Origin of the sequence: Gemmatimonas groenlandica, from assembly GCF_013004105.1 — a bacterium.
Lineage (GTDB): Bacteria > Gemmatimonadota > Gemmatimonadetes > Gemmatimonadales > Gemmatimonadaceae > Gemmatimonas > Gemmatimonas groenlandica.
Window position 1 is genome coordinate 3,599,798 of the sequence record NZ_CP053085.1, and the last position, 23,684, is coordinate 3,623,481.

Annotated in this window: 17 protein-coding genes; 5 read left to right on the forward strand and 12 right to left on the reverse strand. The window is 65.7% G+C overall.

Features of this window, described 5'->3' with window-relative positions:
- Window positions 1-78: 78 nt before the first annotated feature.
- The 8 genes from HKW67_RS15350 to HKW67_RS15385 all read right to left on the reverse strand — a co-directional run bounded on the left by HKW67_RS15350 (window position 79) and on the right by HKW67_RS15385 (window position 13,286).
- Window positions 79-1,293 (reverse strand): pyridoxal phosphate-dependent aminotransferase, encoded by a 1,215-nt coding sequence (locus tag HKW67_RS15350; RefSeq protein WP_171226225.1) that lies wholly within the window; start codon window positions 1,291-1,293, stop codon window positions 79-81.
- A 31-nt stretch (window positions 1,294-1,324) separates the two neighbouring features.
- Entirely contained in the window at window positions 1,325-1,870 is a 546-nt protein-coding gene (locus HKW67_RS15355) for a DinB family protein (protein WP_171226226.1), read from the reverse strand.
- Window positions 1,871-2,210: 340 nt separating this feature from the next.
- A complete protein-coding gene (locus tag HKW67_RS15360) occupies window positions 2,211-4,997 on the reverse strand; it encodes a PAS domain S-box protein (protein WP_171226227.1) in 2,787 nt (928 codons plus the stop codon).
- A 77-nt stretch (window positions 4,998-5,074) separates the two neighbouring features.
- Window positions 5,075-5,596: a hypothetical protein gene (locus HKW67_RS15365; protein WP_171226228.1), complete on the reverse strand. Its 522-nt coding sequence runs from the start codon at window positions 5,594-5,596 to the stop codon at window positions 5,075-5,077.
- 220 nt (window positions 5,597-5,816) lie between these two features.
- A complete protein-coding gene (locus HKW67_RS15370) occupies window positions 5,817-8,033 on the reverse strand; it encodes a BamA/TamA family outer membrane protein (protein WP_171226229.1) in 2,217 nt (738 codons plus the stop codon).
- Window positions 8,034-8,260: 227 nt separating this feature from the next.
- Window positions 8,261-10,327, reverse strand: coding sequence for an ABC-F family ATP-binding cassette domain-containing protein (locus HKW67_RS15375; RefSeq protein WP_171226230.1), 2,067 nt, complete (start codon window positions 10,325-10,327; stop codon window positions 8,261-8,263).
- Window positions 10,328-10,416: 89 nt separating this feature from the next.
- Window positions 10,417-11,847 carry a 1-acyl-sn-glycerol-3-phosphate acyltransferase gene (locus HKW67_RS15380; protein ID WP_171226231.1) on the reverse strand — a complete coding sequence of 477 codons (1,431 nt, stop codon included), beginning with the start codon at window positions 11,845-11,847 and terminating at the stop codon, window positions 10,417-10,419.
- A 41-nt stretch (window positions 11,848-11,888) separates the two neighbouring features.
- Window positions 11,889-13,286 carry a PQQ-dependent sugar dehydrogenase gene (locus HKW67_RS15385; RefSeq protein WP_171226232.1) on the reverse strand — a complete coding sequence of 466 codons (1,398 nt, stop codon included), beginning with the start codon at window positions 13,284-13,286 and terminating at the stop codon, window positions 11,889-11,891.
- Window positions 13,287-13,409: 123 nt separating this feature from the next.
- On the opposite strand from HKW67_RS15385, the gene HKW67_RS15390 reads away from it, so the two are divergent.
- Window positions 13,410-14,102 (forward strand): GDSL-type esterase/lipase family protein, encoded by a 693-nt coding sequence (locus HKW67_RS15390; protein ID WP_206044727.1) that lies wholly within the window; start codon window positions 13,410-13,412, stop codon window positions 14,100-14,102.
- Here HKW67_RS15390 and HKW67_RS15395 read toward each other — a convergent pair.
- Window positions 14,035-14,592, reverse strand: coding sequence for a DinB family protein (locus HKW67_RS15395; protein ID WP_171226234.1), 558 nt, complete (start codon window positions 14,590-14,592; stop codon window positions 14,035-14,037). The genes HKW67_RS15390 and HKW67_RS15395 overlap by 68 nt on opposite strands.
- A 71-nt stretch (window positions 14,593-14,663) precedes the next feature.
- Between HKW67_RS15395 and HKW67_RS15400 the strand changes: the two genes are divergently transcribed.
- Window positions 14,664-15,926: an RCC1 domain-containing protein gene (locus HKW67_RS15400; RefSeq protein ID WP_171226235.1), complete on the forward strand. Its 1,263-nt coding sequence runs from the start codon at window positions 14,664-14,666 to the stop codon at window positions 15,924-15,926.
- Between the two features lie 54 nt (window positions 15,927-15,980).
- On the forward strand, window positions 15,981-16,301 hold the full coding sequence (locus HKW67_RS15405; RefSeq protein ID WP_171226236.1) for a ComEA family DNA-binding protein: 321 nt from the start codon (window positions 15,981-15,983) through the stop codon (window positions 16,299-16,301).
- Between the two features lie 169 nt (window positions 16,302-16,470).
- Here HKW67_RS15405 and HKW67_RS15410 read toward each other — a convergent pair whose 3' ends face one another.
- Window positions 16,471-18,048, reverse strand: a complete 1,578-nt coding sequence (locus HKW67_RS15410; protein ID WP_171226237.1) for a 3-keto-alpha-glucoside-1,2-lyase-like domain-containing protein — start codon at window positions 18,046-18,048, stop codon at window positions 16,471-16,473.
- A 33-nt stretch (window positions 18,049-18,081) separates the two neighbouring features.
- Entirely contained in the window at window positions 18,082-18,999 is a 918-nt protein-coding gene (locus HKW67_RS15415) for a DUF808 domain-containing protein (protein WP_171226238.1), read from the reverse strand.
- A 408-nt stretch (window positions 19,000-19,407) separates the two neighbouring features.
- Between HKW67_RS15415 and HKW67_RS15420 the strand changes: the two genes are divergently transcribed.
- Window positions 19,408-20,181 carry an alpha/beta fold hydrolase gene (locus HKW67_RS15420; RefSeq protein ID WP_171226239.1) on the forward strand — a complete coding sequence of 258 codons (774 nt, stop codon included), beginning with the start codon at window positions 19,408-19,410 and terminating at the stop codon, window positions 20,179-20,181.
- A gap of 198 nt (window positions 20,182-20,379) precedes the next feature.
- Here the strand turns inward: HKW67_RS15420 and HKW67_RS15425 are convergent, their stop codons facing one another.
- Window positions 20,380-21,285, reverse strand: a complete 906-nt coding sequence (locus tag HKW67_RS15425) for an aldo/keto reductase (protein WP_171226240.1) — start codon at window positions 21,283-21,285, stop codon at window positions 20,380-20,382.
- Between the two features lie 81 nt (window positions 21,286-21,366).
- Here HKW67_RS15425 and HKW67_RS15430 point away from each other — a divergent pair, with 81 nt between their 5' ends.
- On the forward strand, window positions 21,367-23,679 hold the full coding sequence (locus HKW67_RS15430) for a hybrid sensor histidine kinase/response regulator (protein WP_171226241.1): 2,313 nt from the start codon (window positions 21,367-21,369) through the stop codon (window positions 23,677-23,679).
- Window positions 23,680-23,684: the final 5 nt, after the last annotated feature.

Genomic DNA, 23,684 nt, shown 5'->3' on the forward strand with positions numbered 1-23,684 from the left:
TATCTGTGTAATCGGCGAGATCGGGCTTTTTGAATCCGTGTTCCCGCTGTTGCTTTTGCGGTTCTCGATCTCCCTCGCCTAGGCAATACTCGCCGCATACGCTGCCGCGAACCGCCCCGTATCCGCGGCCTTCATCCCGCACACGCCAACGCGCAGCCCTTCGGGCATCGGCACCACGAACACATCCGCCGCCTGCAGTTTCTCGCACACCGCAAATGGATCCGGCGGCGCCGGCAATGTCACGAAGAATCCGCCGTCCCACGCGGATCCCGGCAGTCCCTCAGCTTTGAGCGCGGCATCGAGCGCCGTCACGCGCTCGGTGAGCACGCCGCGCCAATGCGCATGTTCGGCGGCCAATGCAGCCTGCGCGGCTTCGCTCTTGGTCATGCGCAGCAGCACGCTCATGGGCGCACGGGCGCAATTACTCCACGTGCCACGGCAGCTCGACACCAACGCGCCTTTGAGCGCGGCGTCGCTGCTCCACGGAAACACCAGTGCACCGGCGCGTGAGCCGTACAGCGTGAATGCCTTGCTGAGGCTCAGGCTCGCGCACACCAGCACGGATTGTTCGGCGCCGAACTCGGCGTAGTCATCGAGCGCTTCGCGCACGTCGTTGGGATCGCGCGCGTAGTCGAGATACGCGAAATCCAACAGCAGCGTGACAGGGCCCTGCGACGCGATGTCGCGCAGCACCGCCAACAGCGTGCGGCGATCGTCGCGCGACAGACTGCGGCCCGTGGGGTTGTGGCAGGGGTCATTGAGCCACACGAGCAACCGACCCTGCTCTTCCAGCAGGTCACGAGCCTTGGCTTCCCACGCGCCCACGTCGAGCGCTTCGCCGGGTGCGGGATACGGTGCCGTTTCCAGTCGCACCGAGGCTTCGGCGGCGATCGTGGCGTACGGACCCCAGAAGGGCGCGGCGGTGAGAATGGCCTGCCCGCGCTCCACGAAGTTCTTGAGCGTGAGCGCCAACGCTCCCGATCCACCGGGCGTCGCCACGGCCACGCCGGGGCTCGTGAGCTGCGGCCAATGCCGCTGGGTAAGCGCCAGCAGGAACGCCGGGTCACCGGCGATCGGCGCGTATGGCGCGATCTCCATGGGCGTGAGCTCGCGCCAGAGCGCCATCACACTATCGAGTACCACCAGCTTGCCATGGTCGTCGAGCAGCGCGCCGACGGTGGCGTTGATAACCGGCGCTCCCGTGGCCGCCCGTTGTTGGGCGGCCGCGTTGAGCGTGAAGATCAGATCGTCGCCGGCGAACCCCTGGCGCGAGTCGAGGAGATGAGTGCGCATCTCCTAACCTAATGCGATCAGCGTTTGCTGCTCAGCGCTTGCTCGACGGCGGGACCATCCCCTTCATGCGCATGTACGTCACGATGTTGCCGTAGTGCTCACCGTCATGCACCGCATTGAGCGCGAGCGCGGCGATCTTGGTGCTCTTCGACCCGAACATGTCGACCATGGCCGTACCCGACGCGGCCGGGATGTTGTACGCCTTCATGCAATGCGCGGTCGACGCCTTGAGCGCAGCCACCAGCGCCGCCTTCGTCTTGGCCGTCTTCTCGATGGCGTCTTCGGCCGGCTGCTTCTCGCCCAGTACCGCCGCACAGATCATGTCCTGCGTGCCGGCCACATGCCCGATCAGTTCACCAAAGCTGCGCACGGTGGCCACCGGCTTGTACGCATAGTTGGCCTCCGTCATCTCTTCGGCGGCCTTGGTGATGAAATCGATCTGGCCCTGCCAGTTGGAATACAGGGCGGCCATCGCGGGATCCTTGGGCGCCTGCGCAGCGGCCGTGTTCGGCGAGGCCACAACGGAGAGGGCCGCGACGGCCATCACGGCCGTGAGCGTACGGGTGGTGCGAATCATGAGAGCCTCGAGCAAAACGGGGGAGTGTTGGCGGGCTGCCCGGCCGTTGGGGATTGGAACGGAAACGGGCTGTTCCTGACTGACACGGATACGAACTGGCAGGAACCGATAGCAACGGATCAAACAACAACCGACAATGGTTTCTTGATGCTCGCGAGCGGGGACGGTGTGACCATCACGCGGAGCAGATCCACGGTGTCCGTTGCTATCAATTCGTATCCGTGTCAGGCGGGAACCACCAGTTTCCGTTCGTATCCCGGTGCTACGAGCAGCTCCGAAGGACGCATCAATTATGCGGTCCACGACGCGAACCCGCGAACCCGAACCTGCCGCCCCCCGCTCAGGCCGCCTGAGCCGGTCGACGCTGCTTCTGGGCGTACAGTGCCTGGTCCGCCCGACTGAGCGCCATGGTCAACGTCTCGTCGTCATTGGCGTCGAAATAGGCGACGCCGAGCGACATGTGCACCTCCCACGGGGCGGCGGTGACGGAGCGCGCTTCATTGTCGATACGCAACCGCGCGCGCAGGCGCGCGCTCAGTGATTCCACAGCGGCGGGCGAGATACCGATAGCGAGAATCGTGAACTCGTCGCCGCCGAGTCGCGCCACGATGTCGCTCTCGCGGAAGATGCTGCGCAGCGTGTTGGCCGCCACGAGCAGGGCCTCGTCGCCGGCATCGTGGCCGTAGCTGTCGTTGATGCGCTTGAAGTGATCGAGATCGCCATAGAACAAGGCGCACCTCGGCGACGCGCGACGGGCGTTGCGAACCTGCTGTTCGGCCACCTCCATGAAGCCGCGGCGGTTGTACAGTCCCGTGAGTTCGTCGTGCAGCGACTGATGCCGCAGCACCTCTTCGGCCCGTTTGGCGTCGGTAATGTCGCGCGCCACCAGCACCTGTCCGCCATTGGGCAGCTGCGAAAGCGACATCCACTGCGGGAACGATTCCCCGCCGGCGCGAACGCCCATGGCCTCGCCTTGCCACGCGCCAACCGACTGCACCACCGGACCAAACTCGCGCGCCAACCGGAGTGATTCGGCGGCCGAATACACGCGCTGCCACGGTGCACCGATGAGCTGATCGATGGGCATACCGTGCATGCGCGCGAATGCCTGGTTCACGAACTCCAGTGTGCCGGCCACCCCGAGAATCGCGATGCCATCGGTGGCCATGGCCACGGCCGCCGCAAAGCGTTCGCGCTCACGTTCGGCGTCACGGCGCGCGGTCACGTCATGCGACAACGAGACCCATCCCGTGAGCCGACCGTCGGTGCCACGCAACGCCGTCGTACTCAACTCACGCCAGTAGGGCGAGCCGTCTCGACGATAGTTGAGAATCTCCCCCGACCAACTGCGCTCTTCACGTAGCGCCTGCTGCAAATTCGCCACGGTGGCGGGGTTCGTATGCAATCCCTCCGTAAGCTCGGACGGTCGATGCCCTAGACTGTCCGACATGGTGTAGCCGGTCATGCGCTCCCACGCTTCGTTCACCCACGTCACAAGGAGGTCGGCATCGGTCATCACGACGGCGTGATCGGTCTTGCGGGCCAACACCGACAGCATTTCGTGCTCTTCGGCCAGCAGCAACTGGTCGGTGATGTCGGAGAAGGTCGCGACTGCCGCCATCGGGGTCTCACGCTCGTGTGTGACGATGGGGCGCGCATTGACACTCAACCAGCGGCGACTGCCATCAGCGCGCGACACCTGTATGCGCGTGCCATCCACGGGCATGTTCTCGATCCGGGCGCGCACGATCGGATGCGCCTCTGGCGCCATCGCGTGGCCATTCGCGTCGAGGGCCTGCCAAGTCTCATCGTACGACGAGCGTCCCGCGAGCTGATCACCGGTAAGTCCCAGAATGCGTTCGGCGCTGGCGTTCCAAGCGATGATTTTCCCGTGCTCGTCCTGCATCACCACGCCTTCGGCCAGCGAATCCACCAACGTGCGATAGCGCGCCTCGTTGGCGACCAAGGCGTCCTGCACGCGACGAATCTCACTGAGGTCCTGCATCACACTCGACACGAACTGTAGCGAACCATCGGGCCAGTGATGGGCTACGAGCGTCTGCCGTACTGGGCGGGTGGTCCCGTCGTCGAGTGTCAACCGTACTTCATCACGCCACAATCCCGTGGCGATGACCTGCGGGAGTCCGGTCTCCCGCACCAACTGGCGGCTTTCACGATCGAGTACGTCGATGGCTTCCTGCGCTGTCGCGGCACCACCGGAGCCTCCTGACAGGGCGCGGGCCGCCCGATTCGCGTAGAGAATGTTTCCGCTGGGATGGAACGCTACGATCGGGTCGGGTGACGCGTCGCTGATCTGATGCAGGCGCGCGAGCTCGGATGCCTGATGCTCGAGCTCATCCTGATGCTGGAGCAACGCGAGATGCTGGGCCTCGAGCTCCGTCGACGACCGCTCGAGCGCCTCCGACTGCTTCTCGAGCGTGCTGTTGCTGGCCTGCACTGATGTGACGAGCTGCTCGATCGCGCGCGTGGTCGGGTGAATGATCAACCGTACGACGAGCACGCTGATGCCGAGCAGTAGGAGTGCGCCGACGATCTGGAAGCTCACGAGGCGATTGACCGAGCTCCGTTCCTCGGCCGCCAGGTCGCCGACCAGGTGATCCATGGCCGCCACGTAGCCGATGCGCGTATTCACGAGCTCATGCGCGCGTTTGGCGTAATCGCCGTCGAGCTGTTGCTCGCGGAGCGCCCGACCGACGCCAGTCACGACGGAGTCGGTGACCGTCACCAACCCGTCGAGCGCATCGAGTCGGGCGCGTGTGGCGCGCGACGGCGTGGGCAGCCCCAGCGCCTTCGATCCGACCTTGAGGGAATCGTGCACCCGACGCCATTCACGGTGCGTGTCGGCAAGCTCCTTCGCCAACGAATCAAGCGACACGGTCTGTTGTGCCGGATTTCCCTGGAGCTCGTTGCGAAGCAGTGGGCCCCAGACCACCAAGGCCACGATTCGCTGCGCCAGCATGCGCTGACGGCCAGCCACATTGATCAGCTGAGCGGAGTCGGCGTGCCGGTTGGTCTGCCACACCACGAGCGCCGCGTTCGCCGCAAAGAGGAGGGCAATGGCGACGAGCGAAATGATGTATCGGCGCGTGAGCTGAGGAACAAGCACGAGTCAGGACCTGAGGCGACGAGAGGAGATGACTTCTAGGTATCGGCATCTCGTTCCACTTCCTGATAGTCGCCGTCTCAATTCGAGGTGCGATACTCCAGGTCCAGATCGCCATCGGCCGGCACGGCCGCCCATCTCGCCAGCAATGCATCCCGCAGCGAGCGTACGCTCTCCAGTTCGCCGTCCGACAGCTGCCACCGCCCTGCCGGTATGGTCTTTCCCACGGCTTCCCGTGACGCCACATACTGCGCCGCCTGCACCGCGAAAGCCTCCGCGGTCATGGCCTCACCCTGACGCCGCTCGGCGTCGAAGAACCCCACGATCAGCTCCACGACCAACGCTTCGTCGGGAATCGGTCCCCGTGGCCACGGCTTGGCGAAGTCGGTGATCTCCCACCCGTCGGCCAATAGCCCGTAGAACCCCCGCCGAAAACCCAATGTGCTCTCGACGGCATAGTGCGTGAGATCGTGGACCGGCATCACACTCGCGGTCGGTCCATGTAGCCGCTGCCACGTGACTGACCCATCGCGACGCGTGCACGTGAGCGACGCGGAGCCGTCGGCGTGCCGCTTTAGTCTGATACGCAGGTCGACGGTCATACGGTTGGATAAAAGCAGAAACAGCGGTTCCTGACTGACACGGATACGAACCGGTAGGAACTGATAGCAACCGATCAAACAACGCAAAGCAATGAGAAGCTTCTCTCGGCGGATCGCCCGACGTTCACACGGAGCTAATCCCTCGTGTCCGTTCGTATCGGTTCATATCCGTGTCAGGCAGGAACTGTTCTTATCCCCAAACGAATCTCCGATAGCCGACTTACCACTGCTGGCCAAACGTAATCAACGCCTTCCACGGCGACGCCTGGTCAACCTTACGCGTCGCGCCCACAAACACACCGCCCGAGAAAAATCGAAGTCCGGCGGTAACCGACGCGCGAATGCCGTCGGTGGGTCGCGCCACGGGTGCCCATTGCGCCAGCAGCGTGCTGTCGATCGGCGCGCCGAGTCGGTCGATGCTGGTGCGCGCCGCGTCGGTGACCGCATCGGCCCAGCCACTCTGCACACCGACACTCAAGCCCGGCGCGAACGCCGGCAAGAAGAAACGCCCGGCGCGAATTGGCTGACGGAGATACGGGCTCGTGTACTGCAGTGAGGCGCGCAGCACGGCGGCGCGTGAACCGGCAAACTCCTTGTCCTCGTAGCCGGGGAGATTCTGGAACTTGCCCAGCTCGAACAGCTGTTGCGGCGGGATGCGTGAACCGAATACCGCGCCGACATCGCCGCGCGCCAGCGCCACGAACGGACCGAACGGCTTGCGGGCGGTCGCGCGCACCTCGGCCCGCTGCCACTGCAGTGTGCCGTCGCCGCGCTCGTACGAGAGGCGCGCGCCGACGCCCGGCTTGGCGAACTCCGCGCTGAAATCCGGATGCCATTCGATCAGGGCGGCGCTGCGCAGATAGCTGCCTTCGTCGATGCGACGATTCTCGCGATATGCATCGCCGCCCAACGGGCTGCGCACATACGAAGCCGGGCGATAGCGGTCGTCCGCCACGCCGAATTCCACGCGCGTCAGCAGTCGGCGCGCACCAGTCGTGCGCACGGCAGCAACGGTGGCGCTGCGACGGTCCACGTAGTCGTAGGGATCCTGCGACGCGAACAGCGCGCCAAGGGTGTTGCCCGAGTCGAGCGGTACGCGGAAGTCGTTCGTGTTATCGAGCGAGCGGCCACCGCGAAGTTCGAGCGCCGTGTTCCCACGCTTGCGTTCCACCGAGAGACGACCGCGCGCCGTGCCTTCACTCCACGCCCAGCCGGCATTGGCGCGCACCACGACCCCGGGGGCGAGATCGCGCATCGACCACTTGAGGCCCGTACCCGTGTACACGCCTTCGACGCGATTGAAATGGAACGCGTCGCTGGCGCGCGGCACCGTGTAATCGATCCGCGGGGCGCCGGTGGAACGCCAGCGGTCGGGACCGATGTCGTTGAAGTCGTCGGCGTGCATACCGAGCGAGAGGTCACCGACGTTGGCTTGCCAGGTGCCGAAGCGACCGAGCGAATCGGGGCTCGCAAACGAGAGGCGGCGGCGCGACAGGGCGCGCAACGAGTCGGCGGCGGCGAGTGTGCGCGCATCGAGCACCGTGTCGTTCACGTCCAATTGCGAGAAGCGTGACACGATGCGAATCACGGCGCGACCGTCGCCCAAGCCCGGGAAGGTGGCCTGCAGTTCGATGCGCTGCTTGGCCGGCAGCCAGTACTCGCCGTTGCGTTCGCCGTTCTCGTATTCCACGAAGGCGACGGCGTCGCCGAGCGAGGCCACCAAGCCGCGACGTGGGGCGTTGGTGCGCACGAAGTAGCCACGCAGGCGAACGAGTGTGCCGCGTGAGGCGTCGAGATCCATCTCGCCGTCGAAGAGCACCGCCGAGCCTTTGAGATCGGTACGCGGCTGCACGCGTACATGCGCGATGGGAATCACGCGATCACCGGCGCGGACCGTCACGATCGTGTCGCCACCCGAGTAGCGGTAGTACTGATCGCGATCGACCGCCAGCGGATGAATGGCCGGCAGCGTGTCGGCGACGTCGTTGCGCGTACTCGGGCGACCGGGCGGCGTGCGGCGCGACGATCCGGAGCGCACGCGCAGCCGGTTGCCGTACAACACCGGATTGAGCCACCCCGTCTGGAACACCGAGAGCATGGAAATATTCGGACCCGTCTGCTGCGCGCGGTATCCGACAATGCGCTGATCGTAAAAGCCGGTGCGATTCCACTTGAGCGTACTGGCCACCTGCTCCACAGCCGCCACGGCCTCGGTGCCCTCTTCGCGCCGAAGCAGCACCGAGATCTCGGTCTCCACATTCGCCCGGAAGCTGATCAACGACGTCGGCAGCACATTCCGTTTACTGGCATCCGCCAGCAGATCGCGGAGCGCGCGGGGGGCGGTGGCCTTGGTCGTGTCCGTCTGAGCGGCGACGGGATCGGGCGCGCCGAGTATCAGGAGCGCGGCGGAAGCGACGAGAAACGAGGGAATTCGCATGCCACATGGTACGCAGGGGCGCAACCGAAGTTGCACCCCTCAGATTTCAGAGGTTCACGCGAAGCACGCGAAGGGCCGCGAAGGTTCGCGAAGAACAGCAACAGCCTTTTTGTTGTTCTTCGCTGTTCTTCGCGTCTCTTCGCGGCCCTTCGCGCCCTTCGCGTGAACCAAAGGGCTCTCCGACGGCACGGTGCTATCCGAAACCACCGCACGACTTCAGGACGACTTCAACTCTTGAGCTGCTGCACCCGCTCGGCCGCCGCGGTCCAGTCGTGCACGGCGTCATCGAGCTCATCACGCGTATCGTCGAGCGCCTTGCCCATGGCGGCCGCCTTCTGCACCCCGGCCGGCGTGTCGTAGAGCGTGGCGTCATCCAGTTCTTCGGTGATGCCCGCGATCTTCGCTTCCAGCATCGACACCCGCAGCTCGGCGTCGCTCAGCGCCTTGTCGGCCGCCCGCTGCGCTTTGCGCACATCGTTCGACGTCGGCGCTGCTTGGGCGTAGCCAGCTTTGCCGTGACCACCGCCGTGGCCGTGCTTGCCCTGCGACTTGTCGTACGCCTGTTCCTTCGCCTTGTCGGCGCGCTCGCGCTCACGCTGCAATTCGCGTTCACGATCGCGCACCTTCGCCTTCTTCTCCGACTCGCGCTGGGAAATCTCGCGCGCCTCCTTCTCCGCCTTGATCTTGTTCTCGGCCCGCAGCGCTTCCCACTCCACGAAACTGCCCGGGAAGATGATCAGCTTCTGATCCTTCACTTCCCACACCTGCGTGGCGAGACCGCGCAGCACGGCGCGGTCGTGGCTTACGATCAGGCAGCTGCCCTCGTACGCCTCGATCGCATCCTCGAGCGCTTCGATGCTTTCCACGTCGAGGTGATTGGTGGGCTCGTCGAGAATGAGCAGGTTGTTGGTGGACAGCGTGAGCAGCGCCAACGCCACCCGTGCGCGTTCACCACCAGACAACGTGCCCACGGTGCGCTGCACTTCGTCGCCGCTGAAGCCGAAGCGACCGAGGTGACCCTGCACCTGGCGACGCTCCCAGAGCGGACGCTGCGTGGCGATGGCTTCGTAGATGGTGCTGTCGAGCGGCAGGTGCCCGACGTCCTGACGGTAATACGCCACCGTCGTGCTGGGTCCCATCTTCACGCGACCCGCATGCGCCGGATGCTCTTCGACCAACGTCTTGATGAGCGTACTCTTGCCGGCGCCGTTCGGGCCCACGAGCGCCACCACTTCATTGCGCTCGAGCACCACGTTCACGTCACGCAACAGTTCGCGCGTGCCATTCGGCGTTTCCACAGCCACCGTCACATGCTCGGCTTCGATGACGCGATCGCCGCTGCGATCGCCGGCCGATAAACGCAGCGCCATGACGCCGTCACCGCCGATGGGCGCCGACAGGCGCGGCATGCGCGCCAGCAACTTGCGGCGTCCCTTGGCCTGCTTGGTGTTCTGACCGGCGAGATTGCGCGCGATGTACTCGGTTTCCGACTGGATCTTCGACTGCTGCTTGTCGAACTGGCGCTGTTGCGTGAGCCGCTTCTCTTCGCGCTGAATGAGGAACGACTCGTAGCTGCCTTCGTAGGAAAAGGCGGAGCCACCCTCGAAATGCAGCACGTGATTGGCCATCACCGCGAGAAAGGCGCGATCGTGGCTGATGCAGATGACGGTGCGATCAGTGTCGCGCAGATACTGCTCGAGCCACGCCGTCGTTTCGAGATCGAGGTGATTGGTCGGTTCGTCGAGCAGCAGGATTTCAGCCGGCGTGGCGAGCTGACGGGCCAACGCCACGCGTCCCCGTTCACCGCCGCTGAGCGTGCCGATACTGGTGGCCCTCGCGGCCTCGGGATCGAAGCCGACGCCCATCAGTACCGCGTCGACCTTCGCGGCCATCTGATAGCCACCCTCGCGTTCGAACCGTTCGAGATCGCGGCCGTACTTCTCCATCGCCTCTTCGCCGTGATCATGCTCGAGATTCGCCGCCTGCGTGGCCAGCGACGCCTCGAGCGACCGCAGATCACCAAACGCGTCGGCCACGATCTCCCAGAGGGTCATGCCATCGGGGAAACGACGGTGCTGGTCCATGAGCGCGACCCGCAGTCCGGGCATACGCGCCACGGAGCCGCTGGTGGGCTGGAGGTCGCCGGTGATCAGGCGGACGAGCGTCGTCTTGCCCGTGCCGTTGCGTCCGACCACGGCCCAGCGGTCGCCCGAGCCGACCGTGAGCGAGATGTCGCGAAAGATCTCGGTCGCGCCGAAATCCACCCGCGCGTTACCGATCGAGATAAGAGTCATGCCTGCGCCTGCAGGAGATGTGCAAAAACGGTCATTGGTGAGACTAATGGGAGCCGGCCGATAACGCTCCTGTGGCCCCGCTCACATCACTATCCCGGGCCGGCCCGCCACTCACTGCGCAGCGCCTCGGCCACGCGGGCAATCTCCGTCCGGCGCGCGGCCGGCCAGCGTTGCACCCGCCACACGAGCGCACGCCCGCGCCATCCGTCGCGCCAGGCCACCGCCACATCGGCCGCGGTGGGCAGCTGCGTCAGCAGCAACAGGAGCACGACCACCGTGAGCCAGGTGGCCGCACCGCTGAACACCAGCGTGACGACGGCGGCGATGGTCAGGAGCAGGTACCACGCCGCCACCACCTGCAGTCCCGGTACGAACGCGCGGGCGACCACATCGGCGCGCGCCTTGGCGAACCGGTGCGCCAAGCGCCACACCACCCAGAAGATCGGCCCGTGCGTGATCCACCCGATCAGCGCCGCCGGCGTCATCAGCAGCAGCGCCCAGAGCGGCGTGAGCCGGGCTTCGGCGGCGACCCCAGCGCCTTGCAGCACGCGGGCGTGGTCGCGGGCGGAGGTGCGGACGCCGCCGGCCTCCTGCACCAGATGCGAGAGTTCGGAGACGAACGTGTGCACGCGACCGGCGTGCGGCGTGGCGGCATCGGAGCGACGGTTCGCCACCAGCGGTTCGGCCAGCGGAACCAGACGCGCGGCTCGTTCCAGCAGCGGCGCCTGCGACGCGCTGGTCGCGGGCGGTTGCACGGCGGCAACCGCGGCCACGAGTTCGTCGCATTCGGTGCGCGACTCCCAGTCGGGTGCATTCCGCGTGACGGCCAACAGGGACGTGCGAAGCTGGTCGGTGAGGGCCGAAACGCCGGCCTCGCATCCGTTGGCCAGCCGTTCGTCGCGCCATCCACGCAGCGACCATCCGCGTCCGACCACGGCCATGGCGTCCGTTCCGCCAGTACGTGGGGCCTCGTACTGATTCCCGAAGGGCACCACGGTTACGTCGAATACAGAGCCATTATCAAGCGCTTGAAGCGCCATCATGGCAACACCTGTCCGCAATCTCCCGATTTGCGGCGCGTCGTGAACACCGCCCTGCGGAAAGACGCCCACCACGTGCCCTTGGGCGAAGGCCTGTGCCATCCGGCGTCCGGCTTCGGCGTTCACGGCCGCCATGTCGACGCCCATCGCCCGCATTTTCCGCGCGTCGCGGACGCGCGTGACCGGGATGACCCCCATGGCGTCGTAGCCCCTTCCGGCGGCGCCGCCCGCGCCGGCGGCAATGGTGGCCAGGTAGCGCACGTGACGGGGGCAGGCCTGCAGCCCCAACAATACGTCGGGGAGATCGTTGGGATGATTGCCGATGAACAGCACCGGCCCCGTGCTCGGGACCATCCCCATCTGCACCACCGCCGTCTCGCGGTAGAACCATCGCAGCGCGCGCCGCGCCGACCATCGCAGGAAGGCGCGGAGCAGGCTGAAACGATCCGGGTTGAACGACGGGAGCGGCGCGGGCACCATGCCCGCAAAGAAAGCGCACCCGAGCGGCCCGGACAATGAAGCTACGGCTTTACCGCACCCTGGTACGTCACGAGGTACACCCGGCCGCCGGCATCATCGGTGATGATGAGCGATCCATCGGGCATCGCGCCGATGCCAACCGGACGGTGCTTGGCGCGATCGGGCTGGATCTCCTCGGCGGGCAGACCCGCGAAGCCGTCAGCAAAGGTGATGGACTCGCCGCCCGAGAGCGGCTGGAACACCACGCGATAGCCGGTCTGCGGTGCCGGTGCGCGATTCCATGAGCCATGGAACGCGATGAACGCGCCACCGCGAAACCGGTCGGGGAAGTTGCCGGTGACCGGATAGATGAACAGCGACATCGGTGCCCAATGCGCCGGAAAGACCGCGCGCGGTTCCTTCTTGGCGGTGCAGCGCGTGGTCTTCTTGCCGTCCCCACCATACTCGGGCGCATCGACGAGGTGCCGCTCGGTGATCGAGTAGTAGCAGTCGGGCCAGCCGAAGTCGTCGCCCTGATTGATCTGAATCAGTTCTTCACCGGGATTTTCGGCCTGATACGCCACCTCGGGAAAGACATCAGGCCAGCTGTCGTGGAGCTGATCGCGACCGTGCTGCGTGCCGTACAGCGTGCCATCCTGTGCGATGGCCAAGCCCATACCGTTGCGGATGCCGCTCGCATATCGCGCTTCAGGGTTGAAGTGCTGCCCGAGCCGGTTCGCGTCGAAGCGCCAGATGCCGGCGCGCGTGAGCAGCTCCGTGCACGGATCGACACCGGGCGACCCCAACGTGCGGTCTTTCACCTGACAGCTGTTGGTGGCGGAGCCGACGTTCACGAACAGCGACCCGGTCGTGTCGATGGCGAAGTTGCGCGCGCGATGTCCGGGCGAGAGCGGGAATCCATCCACCACGACTTCGCGCTTCCCGGCCGGCACGAGGGCGGTATCGGCGCGAGCGTAGCGCACGATCGCTGTGCCCTCGTCCACATACACGAAACCGGCGGCGATCGCGATGCCGGTGTTGCCGAGTGTGCCGATGCGACGCATGAGATCGGCGCGACCGTCATGGTTGGTGTCGCGCAATGCGACGAACGACGTCGGCGGCGGCGCGGTGGTACCGGTTGGCAAGGCCTTGGGCGTGGGGTTCGTGCCTTCGATCGCGATGTACACATCGCCGTTGGCGGCTACCGCGACATGCCGTCCGTGAGCGACCCCTTCGGCGAACACCGTAGCGCAGAATCCGGTGGGAAGGGTGAGGCCGGCGCTGGCTGCGCCGCTGCTGTCAGCGCAGGCCACCGCCGTGGTGTCATCCAGCGAGGCGGCGGCGCGGCCGGAGTCGGACGGCGAGCGGTCGGGGGCGCTACAGGCGGCCACGAGCGCAACGGTTGCCGCGACTGCGACGACGGCGAGGCGCGGAAATACGCGCGATTGAGACGAAACCATGGACGGAAGCTCCAGTTCAGGGACATTCTAGGAACACCGAACAGTCGAGCAAGAACTGCACCACGTACCGAGTCACCCATGCCCCGCAGGACTTCGTCGTCGATCTTCTGGTTGGCCGCGTGCATGCTGGCCGTTACGAGTATGAGCACGTCCACGATGCAGGCGCAGGCGCCCAATCCCGATTGGGCCAACCTGGCGCGCTTCCGCAGTGAGAACGCGCGCATCGGCGCGCCGCGCGCGGGCGAGCAACGCGTGGTGTTCATGGGCAACTCGATCACCGAAGCGTGGGCACCGCACTTCGCCGCGATGTTTCCGAGCAAACCGTACATCGGGCGCGGCATCAGCGGGCAGACCACGCCGCAGATGCTGGTGCGTTTTCGTCAGGACGTCGTCGCGCTCGCGCCAGCCGTCGTCGTGATCCTCGCCGGCACGAACGACATCGCCGGCAACACGGGGCCGTCGACGCTCGAGATGATCGAGGACAACATCGCGTCGATGGCAGAGATCGCACAGGCGAACGGCATTCGCGTGGTGTTGTCGTCCGTGCTCCCGGTGTTCGACCATCCGTGGAAGCCCGGTCTCGAGCCGGCACCGAAGATCGTGGCGCTGAATGCGTGGATCAAACAGTACGCGCGCGCACACCACGCGGTGTATCTGGACTATCACACACCGATGGCCGACGAGCGCATGGGGCTCAAGCGCGAACTCGGCGACGACGGCGTGCATCCGAACATGGCGGGCTATCGCGTTATGGCGCCACTGGTGGAGTCGGCGATTCGTGCGGCGCTGCAGTTACCGTCACCACGCGCGCGGTAACCGATAGCTGACCGTAGTGCCGCGTGCCATGTTCGGCGGCATGCACCAGACATCCGATCACGGTGGTGGGCAACTTCGCGCGGCCAAGTGTGCGGGCGTCGGTGAGACGCGATTCGTCGACGCGACGGAGCTCGTGGAGTCGCTCGTCGATCTGGGCCGAAAACCACGCGAGCAGCACGGGAATGTCGTGCGCGGCCACCGGTGCGTTCTCCAACGCGAGTGCGGCAAACTGCGCGTCGCTGAGCGTGTCACCGCGAGCATAGGTGAACATGCGGTCGAACACGCCGCCGATGTGTCGCACATGAAAGGCGATCGACGCCACACCGGCCGGTCGCGCGTTCCACTGGGCTTCGGTGAGTGCTGCGACCGCCGCGGGCACGTCGTCCCGAAGCTGCAGCAGAACGTGCGCGACCGGCTGTAGCAGCGCCGCGATGCCGGGCGCGGGGCCGCGCTGCCACCACTCGGGTAGTGCAGAAGATGGGATCGTCATGTGTGTGAAGCATACCGCCTACGCCGCGCGACGTATATCAGGCGGCGTGCAGCCTACGTATCCTTGGGGACATGACACCTCGTCGTCACACGCATCGCGTACCCGTCTCGTGCATCCCCGCCGCCGTACGCGTGGCGCGGTTGCTCACACTCTTGCTCGCCCTGTCCGCCTGCGACGCGGCCGCCGTGAACAATCCATACGCCGGGCGCGCGGTGCCGACGCCGGTGAGCGTGAGTGGCGCGCGGCAGTACGCGCGGGTGTCGGCTGGCTTCTTCCACAGCTGTGCGGTCACCACGAATGGCGAAGGCTGGTGCTGGGGAAGCAACGAGTATTTGCAGCTCGGCGCCGCCAGCACGCCGCCACGGTGTGAGTCGTTTTCTTGCAGCCGGACTCCGCTACGGGTCGCCGGTGCGCTGGCGTGGTCGGATATTGCGGCGGGAGTGACCTCCACCTGTGCGCTCACCACCAACGGGCGGGCCTATTGCTGGGGTGGCGGGTATCCCGGCGTGCGTACGCTGCTCGGCGACAGCACAACCGTATCGAGCCAGACACCGGTGCGCGTGCAAACCGATTCCACGTTCATCGCCATCACTGTCGGCGGTTCGCATAGCTGCGCGCTCACCGCCGGCGGCACGGCGATGTGCTGGGGCGAGAATCAGTTCGGACAGTTGGGTGATGGCACGGCCACATCGAGCACCACGCCGGTAGTGGTGGGAAGCGCCGTACGCTTCGCGTCGATCAGCGCTTCGCTGAGCACGACCTGTGCGGTGGCCGTTGGCGGCGTCGGCTACTGCTGGGGATCGAACCGGTGGGGACAGATCGGTGTGGGTGAGGTGCCGTACAATTCGTTCGGTTTGTCCGAGCGTCGTCCGCGGGAAATCAGCGGCGACCGGCGGTGGACCCAACTGGCGACTGGCCACGAACACACCTGTGGGATCACCACCGACGGCGCGGCACTGTGCTGGGGCCTCAACGAGAACGCCGGACAGCTTGGCGACGGCACCACGGTCTCGCATCGCGGCGTGCCCACGCCGGTATCGGGCGGTCGCACCTACGACGGCATCACCGCCGGTGCCGCGGCCGCGTGCGCGCATACGCCGGCCAACGAGCTGTATTGCTGGGGGAGTAACTACTTCGGCGGCCTCGGCAACGGGCAGACACAGTCGGTGGGCGTGAACCGTCCGGTAAAGAACATCGGCGGCGCCTTCCGCGGGCCCGACGCGTCGCGGAACCACAGCATGGGCCTGGGCAGCAGCCATGGCTGTGCCATCAAGACCGACGGTTCGGTGAGCTGCTGGGGCGATGCGTTTTACGGACAAACCGGCGATCGCTAGTATACGCGGGGAAGCCACAAGCTTTTCACGCTCACCCTTTGGCCGGATCCGCCCATGCGTCTGCTCCGCACGTTCTGCCTCGCTCTCGCTTTCGCCACCCCGGTGGCGGTTCACGCGCAGGCGGCGAAGCCATCGGCCAAGCCGGCCGCCGTGGCTGTACCGAAGGCCGCTGCCGTGGCCGCCGCGTCTGGCCTGATCGACATCAACAGCGCCAGCGCCGATGTGCTCAAGGGCATTCCCGGCATCGGTGACGCCTACGCTGCCAAGATCATCGGCGGCCGTCCGTACAAGGCGAAGAACGATCTCGTGTCGAAGAAGATCCTCTCGGCGGTGCTGTACGCGAAGATCAAGGACCGCATCATCGCGAAGCAGTAGGCGATGAAAGGCGGCAAAGGCGGCCAGGGTCGCAAGCGTCTCCCGGCCAAGCCGGTCACGAAGGAAAAACCGCGTGAAGGCCCGAAGCGCGGCGCGCCGAAACGCGACTGGGGGGCAGTGGATCGTGAAGATCCCCTGCCCCCCACGACCCCCAAACCCGCGCGCGGCTCTACTTCTTCCTGAGACGTCGCAGTTCGACTTCAGCGGCCATGAAGGCGAAACCGGGCCATCCACCGCCCTGCATGGCCCGCTCGAAGGAGCCACGTGCGCGGACGGTATCGCCCTTCACGAGATACCACGTGCCGAGGCCGTAGCTGAGCGTCGCGATCTGCACGTCGGCGGTATCGGCCGGTGTGAAGAGTTGGTCTGGGGAGACGGCGCCGCGATACAATCTGAGTCGCGACGCGTACGCGTACCCCGGCGGCGCGGCGAGTGAGTCGGGCTTCCGCGCGAGCATGGCGGTGGCTTCGGCGGCGCGACCGGCGCGCGAAAGCGAGAGCCACAACCAGTCGGTGCTACCGGTCAGCTCACCACCATCGGGCGCGCGCGGCTGCGCTTTCGCGAACAGTGAGGCGGCCTGCGCGAAGTTGCCTTGCAGATAGCGCAACACGCCGAGGTGGAACAGAATGCCGTAGTTGGTGCTGTCGAGTGCGTAGCCGACGGTGAGATCGGCATCGGCCTTGGCGAACTCGCGTACCGACAGGAAGCGATGTCCGCGCCACCGCAACAGCATCGCCCGATCGCGCTTCGATTGCGCCGTGCCGTCGTTGGGAACGGCGGCCAGTCCGCGGGTGAACGTCACGATGGCTTCGCGGAACTGTCGCACATTCGACTGCGCCACACCGAGCGTGATGTAGCGCGGCAGATGTGTGCGATCGCTCTCGAGCTGTTCCTTCGCGTCTGCCACCTCACGCGTCGTCGCCATCGAGCGATACACCTCGCCTTCGGGCGAACGATACTGCACCGACTCGCCCGGTAACGCTTCGAGCGAGCGATACCACACGTTGCGAAAGCGCACGGGATGCTCATGATCCTGCAGCGAAATCGGCAACCGGTCGGGATGCGCCTCGTACGGCGGACGCGAGCCGTTGGCGGTGGGCCCGATGAGTTCACGATGATCCTGCACCAGCACACCATTGTGCAGCACGGAGATCATCGCCGGCGAGAGCAACTTGTTGGCGGCCGAGAAGCGCGGACGACGATACGTGATGTCGTAGCTCTGCCACTCACCGGGCGCGCGACTGGCGTTCACCAGCGGCGGATACTGCCCGTACAGCGACGCCGCTTGACCGTCGGCGTACGTGGGATTGCGATACGAATCCAGCACCTGCACTTCGTAGCGGCCGCCGCCGAAGAACACGCCGCTGTTGCCGCGATCCTGATCGCTGCCGCGCGCCGGTGTGGGCGACATCCACTCGATGTGCAGCTGCACGTCACCGACCGAATCACGCGACATAATCCCACCCGTGCCGGGCGCCACTTCGAACGCGCCGTCCGCAATGCGCCACTTGGCCGGGCTGCCGTCGCTCTGCGTCCAGCGCGCGAGCGACGTGCCGCTGAACAGCACAATGGCATCGGATGGCGGCGGTGTGAACGGACCAGCGCCCGGTGTCACGACCTTGGGGGTGGGGCGCGCGCGCGAATGCTGCGGCCACCCGCCGAGGGGAGCTTGCTGCGCCGAGAGTGCCGTCGATGGTGACGTCGAAACCGACGCCAGCGCGAGGCTGAACAGGAGAATGAGTCGCATGCGGTGGAACGTGCAACCGCCCGCGCTTCAGCGCTACTTCCCCTTGCCGACCACCTTCTTGGCCACTGTGAACAGCATCACGGCAATCGCACCGGAGACGAGACCGACCAGGGCATCGATAGCGGTGGTGGCGACAAACGCGAGGACGGCGCTGCGCTCAGTGAGCGAGTGGCCGATGCCTTCCACGACGTGCTCGATGAACGGCACGCCGTGGGCGATGATGCTGCCACCGACCGTGAACATCGCGGCCGTGCCAAGCACCGAGAGGCTCTTCATGAGCAACGGCGCGGCGCGCAGGATAAACGCACCCAGCGCGCGGGCGGTCGCGTCCTGCTTGCGGTGCAGGGCGAGCCCGAGGTCGTCGAGCTTCACGATGCCGGCCACCAAGCCGTACACGAGTACGGTGGCACCGATCGCGACGGCACTGAGCGCGACCACCTGCTGCACGAGCGGCGCCGTGGCCATGGTGCCCAGCGTGATTACCACGATCTCGGCCGACAGCACGAAATCGGTGCGCACCGCGCCCTTCACCTTGCCCTTCTCGAAGGCCACCAGATCCACCGACGGGTCGGCGACGGCCTTGAGCAGTTCACCCGGCTTCAGCTCATCGTCGTGGTGCAGATACTTGTGCGCGAGCTTCTCGACGCCTTCGAAGCAGAGGAACAAGCCGCCGATCATCATCAGCGGCATGATGGCGACCGGCACGAACGCACTGATCAGCAGCGCCGCCGGCACCAGAATGAGCTTATTGACGAACGATCCCTTGGCTACGGCCCACACGACCGGCAGCTCACGGTCGACACTCACTCCTGACACCTGCTCCGCATTCAGCGCGAGGTCGTCACCCATGACCCCGGTCGTCTTCGTCGCCGCCACTTTGGTGAGCACCGCGACGTCATCGAGCAGCGTCGAGATGTCATCGATCAGAGCGAGCAGACTGGAAGCAGCCATTGGTCCGGATTTGGAGGGGCGGGGTGTGGTGCGCTGTCAGGAATTTGACTGACAGGCACATGGTGTGCCAGACGGGAACGGCAACGGCTGAACGGCAACGGCTGAACGGCAGCTGCAACAGCCGGAACACGGAGACCACCGATCACACCGAAAGAACCACAGATAAGCCAAAAGCGCCGTTCGCTTATCTGTGTTGATTCCGTGAAGATCCGTGGTCTCCGTGTTCTGGCTGTTGCTGTTGCAGTTGCCGTCGCTGTTGTCGCCATTCGGTGGACATCGGCCACAGGGACAGCCAATGTATGCACAGCACGGCAGGCGCGAGAGCGAGGCCGGTGATGATCGTGTCCACGAACACCACCGACACTGAGGCCCACAGCAACCGAGCCGTACCACGCGAGGTCGCAGCTCTTGAGCGATACGCAGAGCATTCATCCCGCCTCGCACCACCCTGAACAGTGCCACGTTCAGGGCGAAGGGCCACCGTTGATCTATATCGCCGGCCTCGACGGGACAGGTCTGCTCTTCTACCGACAAGCGCGCCTGCTGGCGCACCGGTTCCGCGTGATCACCTTCCGGCTGCGCGATGATGCGCTCAGCATGGACGCGCTCGTGTCCGAGGTTGTCCGCCACCTGAACGACGCCGTGCCCGACGGGACGCCGGCCATCGTGGTCGGCGAATCGTTCGGTGGCGCACTGGCGATGAGCTTCGCGCTGGCACATCCGGACCGCATCCGCGCCCTGGTGATCCTGAACTCCTTCTCACGCATCACACCCAAACTCAAACTGTACGCGGCCATCACCGCCGCGAGCCTCGTGCCGTGGAGCACCATGCGCATCGCTCGGCGCCTCACGGCGTCGCGCCTGCACTCGTCGCACACACACCGCGACGAGATCAGCCGCTTTCTCCTGCTCACTCGCGCCACCACGCGACACGGCTACATCAACCGGCTGCGCATCCTCACCCACTACGACCTGCGTCGCCATCTGAAAGAGATTCGCGTGCCCACTCTGTTTCTCGCCGCCGACGAGGACCACCTCATTCCATCAGTCGAGCAAGCGACCTACATGTCGGCGCGTGTCCCCAACGCTGCCATGCGTGTGCTGCACGGTCACGGACACGGCTGCTTCCTGGCGCCTGATCTCGATCTTGACGAGATCCTGAAGGAGTGGGGTAACCGCTAACAGCAACGGCAACGGCAACGGCAACGGCCAGAACACGGAGATCACGGAGGCTACTGAAACAACACAGATAAGCAAAAAGCGGCTTTTGCTTATCTGTGTTGTTACGGTCAGATCGGTGATCTCCGTGTTCTGGCTGTTGCCGTTTTTGCTGTAGCTGTTGCCGTTCTTGCCGGAGCCGTTGCCGTCGCCCTCACGCCATCAGGCCACGTCCATCCCCGTGCCCGCGGTATTGATCTCCGTCCATTCCTGTGCATCGAGGCGAACAGAAAGCGCCGCGACTGCTTCGCGCATCGCCTCCAACCGTCCGGAGCCGGCCACGGGAATCGGGCGACTCGGATGACGCAGGAGCCACGCGAAGGCGATCGTGGCCGCGCTCACACCGTGCGTCGCCGCGATCTGCTGCAGCATGCCGCGCACGCGGCGGGCGGCGACGTCTTCGCTGGTGAACAGCTTGCCGCCGGCCAGTGGTGACCAGATCATGGGGCGGATGCGCCGGCGCTGGCAGTGATCGAGCGTGCCGTCGGTGAGCGGCGCGCGATGCAGTGGATGCAACTCGATCTGGTTCGTCACCAACGGCGTACGACTTTGTAGCAAATCGAACTGCGCCGGGGTGAAGTTCGAGACGCCGAAATAGCGCACCTTGCCCGACGCGCGCAGTTCGTCGAACGCGCGGGCCACTTCGTCGGCGTCCATCAGCGGGTCGGGGCGATGCAACAGCAGCACGTCCAGATAGTCCGTACCCAGCAGGCGGAGTGATTCCTCGGCGCTGGCAATGATGTGCAACGCCGAGCTGTCGTAGTGCTTGATCCGGTGCGCCGGGCGGGCGGGATGACGTAGCCGAATGCCACACTTGCTCACCAGCTGCATGCGCTCCCGCACGCTCGGCGACAGCGCCAACGCCTCGCCGAACAGTTCCTCGACCCGATAGCCGCCGTAGATGTCGGCGTGATCGAAGCTGGTGACACCGAGATCGAGACAGCCCTCGATCCACGTCAGACGCTCCGCCGCGCTCCACGTCCAATCCGCCAGGCGCCACACGCCGGCCACGATCGGCGACAATGCGTACTGACCAGGCGACGCCGAAGCGTGCATACTTTCCGTCATAGTTATACGGTTATCGTTCAGTTGGCCTGAGCTCCGGACGTACGGAGGTCGGCTCCTGCCTGTCTTCAGCTGGTTGCTGCCATGAGTGCACCGTTCCCGGCTACGCCGTCCTACGATACGCCAGTCGGCGTTATGTGGGGCGCGGGGCCGCAGATCACGGCTGCCGACGACGCCTTCCTGAGAATAATCGGGTATACGCAGGACGACCTCGCGGCCGGCCGCATCGACTGGCGCGTCATGACCCCGCCCGAGTTCCTGCACCTCGACGAGGCCGGCATGCGGCAGGCCGCCGCCAGCGGCGGCTTCACGGTGCCCTACCAGAAGGAGTTCTTCCGGAAGGACGGCTCGCGCGTCCCGGTGCTGCTGGTGTGCGCGTTCATTCCCAACCAGCCGGACCATTGGATAGGCTACGCGGTGGATTTGTCGCCACGCCGACCGAGTCCGGCCCCACGGCTCACGTTTCCACCGCAACCGATCGCGCCGGCGCCCGATGAGTTCTACCGGCGGCTCGTCGGCGAGCTCGTGAATGAACGGAATCGGTTGCGCGCGGTGCTGGACAATACGCCCTCTCCGATCTGGTCCCTGGATCACGCCTTCCGATTGCTCAGCGGCAACGAAGCGTTCAACGTGGCGATCGAGCGGCTCGCCGGACGTCGCGCAGAGATCGGTGACAACGTGCTCGAGCTCAGTGCCGATCCAGAACAGCGGGCGCTCTGGCAATCCTGGTACGACCGTGCGCTGCAGGGCCACCCTGTACAGGGCGAGACGCGTTCGTCGGTAGACGGCAGGGTTGCGGCCCGAGACCACACCATCAGCCCGATGATCGATCAGGCCGGCGCCGTGTACGGCGTGTCGGTGGTGTCGCATGATGTCTCCGCGCGCATTATGAGCGAGGACGCGCTCCGCGTGAGCGAGTCGCGCTTCCGCACCCTCGCGTCGGCGTCGTCGCTCGGCATCTTTCTGGCCGATCCGGCCGGCAACTACCTGTATGTGAACGACAGACTCGCATCGATGCTGGGCCTCTCCGCCGCAGAGCTCCTGAGCTACGGTATCTTGAGGCAGGTGCATCACGAGGATCGCGGTCGGGTGTCCGCCGAGCTTGAACGGGCCACGCAGGCCGGTGCCGATCTGGTCTCGGAGTTTCGCATCCAGCGTGTCGGCGCTGACGGGAATGACGAGGTGCGCGCGCTTCGCCTCTGGCTGTCGGCCGTCGTCGAGCGCGATCGCCGCACTGGGTTCGTGGGCACCGTGGACGATGAAACTGAACGCCTCCGCTCGGCCACGCAGGCCAAGCAGAGCGAGCGGATGGAGTCGCTGGGCGCACTCGCCGGCGGCATCGCACACGACTTCAACAACATGCTGGCAGTGGTCGTGGCCAACGTCGATCTCGCGCTCGGCGAACCCGACGTGCCAGCCGTGGTGATCGATGAGCTCGAGTCGATCAGTATCGCCAGCCTGCGCGCCCGAGAGCTGATCCGACAGATTCTGACGTTCAGCCGGCAAACGGATACGAAGCACGGCGCGATCGACCTCACCGCCCTCGCGGTGGAGAGTGTTCGATTGCTGCGCTCCACGATGACCGCGCGCGTGCATCTCGAAGTGGCGCTTCCGCCGGAACCCGTGATCATTTCCGGGAACGCGAGCGAGCTCCAGCAGGTGCTGGTGAATCTGTGCGTGAACGCCGAGCATGCGGTGCGGTCGATCGCCATGCCGGCGATTGCGGTCACGCTACAGACCGAACGCGACGCAAGTGGTCGTCACCTCGCCGTGCTGACCGTGCAGGACAATGGCATCGGCATGCCGCCCGACACGGCGCGGCGCATCTTCGAGCCCTTCTTCACCACCAAGTCGGTGGGCGAGGGCACGGGCATGGGTTTGGCTGTCGCACACGGCGCCGTGCTCGCGCACGGTGGGACCATCTCGGTGGACACGGCTCCGGGCGAAGGCACGTCGTTCCGCATCGAACTACCGCTGGCCAGTCGGGAGCCGACGCCACGTATGCCCGAGACGTCGGCCGTCTCGACGTCGGGCGGCACGCTGTTACTGGTTGACGACGAGCCGGCGCTCTCACGCGCGCTCGCCAAGGCGTTGCAGCGGCGCGGCTATACCGTCGTCACGAGTCACGACGGCCTCGACGCCCTGCGTTTGCTCGATCACGGCTCCGTCCGCCCCGATCTCATTCTTTCCGACGTAGCCATGCCGAACATGTCGGGTGATCGCCTCGCCGAGGAACTGCGCGTGCGCTATCCGGCCATTCCCGTCGTGCTCATGACCGGCTTCAGCCGCGACGTGAGCCCCGACGATCCGCGCGGCGCGAATGTCGTGGACGTGGTACAAAAGCCGATGTCGATCGACACGCTCGTCGAGATCATCACCCGCACCCTCGAACGCTAGCCGGC